At 40.3% G+C, this 2,076-nt stretch carries 2 protein-coding genes; both read right to left on the bottom strand.

The features are described 5' to 3' along the window. Positions 1–180: 180 nt before the first annotated feature. Positions 181–1,443 (bottom strand): reverse transcriptase family protein, encoded by a 1,263-nt coding sequence (locus R7F67_RS23780; protein ID WP_318057410.1) that lies wholly within the window; start codon positions 1,441–1,443, stop codon positions 181–183. An 11-nt stretch (positions 1,444–1,454) separates the two neighbouring features. Continuing rightward, positions 1,455–2,076: hypothetical protein (locus R7F67_RS23775; protein WP_318057409.1), on the bottom strand; the 622-nt coding region annotated here is incomplete at its 5' end.

Raw genomic sequence — 2,076 nt, 5'->3', positions numbered from 1 at the left:
GCACAAAGGTTCCGGAGAAGAAGCCGAGTTACCGATATGCAGTAATAGGATATGAGAGAGAGAGAGAGAGAGAGAGAGAGAAAGAGAGAAGGTGCCCGGTGTATTATAGAGGGGTCCTCCGGCAGACTAGGCCTAAGTCAGCCTAACTAGGGGCTGGTACAGGGCAAGCCTGAGCCAGCCCTAACTATAAGCTTTATCAAAGAGGAAAGTCTTAAGTCTAGTCTTAAATGTGGAGACGGTGTCCGCCTCCCGGACCGTAACAGGAAGATGATTCCACAGGAGAGGAGCCTGATAGCTGAAGGCTCTGGCTCCTGATCTACTTTTGGAGACTTTAGGGACCAAGAGTAACCCTGCATTCTCAGAGCGCAGTGTTCTGGTGGGATAATATGACACTGTGAGCTCTCTAAGATATGACGGAGCTTGACCATTTAGAGCTTTATAAGTTAACAGTAGGATTTTAAATTCAATTCTGGATTTTACAGGGAGCCAGTGCAGAGAAGCTAAAACAGGAGAAATATGATCTTGTTTCTTAGTTCCTGTTAGTACACGTGCTGCTGCATTCTGAATTAGCTGGAGAGTTTTTAAGGACTTACTAGAGCTACCTGATAATAGAGAGTTACAGTAATCCAGCCTAGAGGTAACAAAAGCGTGGACCAATTTTTCTGCATCTTTTCGGGTCAGGATAGGCCTAATTTTCGCAATATTACGCAGATGAAAAAATGCAGTCCGTGAGGTTTGTTTTAAATGAGAATTAAAAGACAAATCTTGATCAAATGTTACTCCGAGGTTTCTTACGGTAGTGCTAGAGGCCAGAGCAATGCCATCTAGAGAAACTATGTCATCAGATAAAGAGTCTCTGAGTTGTTTGGGGCCAAGAACAATAACTTCAGTTTTGTCTGAATTTAACATCAGGAAATTGGTGCTCATCCAGGTTTTTATGTCTTTAAGGCAGTTATGGAGTTTAGTGAATTGATTACTTTCTTCTGGCTTCATAGATAAATACAACTGTGTATCATTGGCATAACAATGGAAATTTACAGAGTGATTTCTAATGATGTTACCTAAAGGAAGCATATATAGAGTAAATAGGATTGGTCCGAGCACAGAACCTTGCGGAACTCCAAAACAAACTTTAGTACGTAAGGATGATTCATTATGAACGTGAACAAACTGAAAACGATCAGATAAATAAGATTTAAACCAGCTTAGTGCAGAACCTTTTAGGCCAATTAAGTGATCCAGTCTCTGCAGTAGAATTTGATGGTCAATTGTGTCAAACGCCGCACTAAGATCTAATAAAACAAGTACAGAGACGAGTCCTTTGTCTGAAGCAATCAGAAGGTCATTTGTAATTTTAACTAGTGCTGTCTCAGTGCTATGATGCACTCTAAATCCTGACTGAAATTCCTCAAATAAATTATTATCATGGAGAAAATCACACAGCTGGTCTGCGACTACTTTCTCAAGGATCTCAAGGGAAGATTAGATATTGGTCTATAGTTGGCTAACACCTCTGGATCCAGGGTGGGCTTTTTTAGTAGAGGTTTAATTACAGCTACCTTAAAAGACTGTGGTACATAGCCTGTTAATAAGGATATATTGATCATATCTAATATATGAGTGTTAACTAAAGGAAAGACCTCCTTAAGTAGCCTAGTTGGGATGGGGTCTAAGAGACACGTTGATGCTTTAGATGAAGAAATCACTGCGGTCAATTCTTGAAGAGAAATTGGGGAGAAGCAATCTAAATATATATTAGGTCTTACAGCTGTGTTTGAGGTTAGATAGGTACTATCTGAGGGCAGGAGGTCATGAATTTTGCCTCTAATAGTTAGAATTTTGTCATTAAAAAAGCTCATAAAATCATTACTGCTAAGGGCTAAAGGAATACAAGGCTCAATAGAGCTTTGACTCTCAGTCAGCCTGGCTACAGTGCTGAAAAGAAACCTGGGGTTGTTCTTATGGTCTTCTATCAATGCTGAGTAATAGTTTGCTCTGGCATTGGGGAGGCCCATCTTATACGTTTTGAGACTGTCTGGCCAGATTAAACTAGATTCTTCCAGTTTGGTTAATTGG

The sequence above is a fragment of the Vibrio sp. YT-17 genome (assembly GCF_033337375.1).
GTDB classification, from domain to species: Bacteria; Pseudomonadota; Gammaproteobacteria; order Enterobacterales; family Vibrionaceae; genus Vibrio; species Vibrio alginolyticus.
This window is presented reverse-complemented; position numbering and strand designations above follow the sequence as displayed.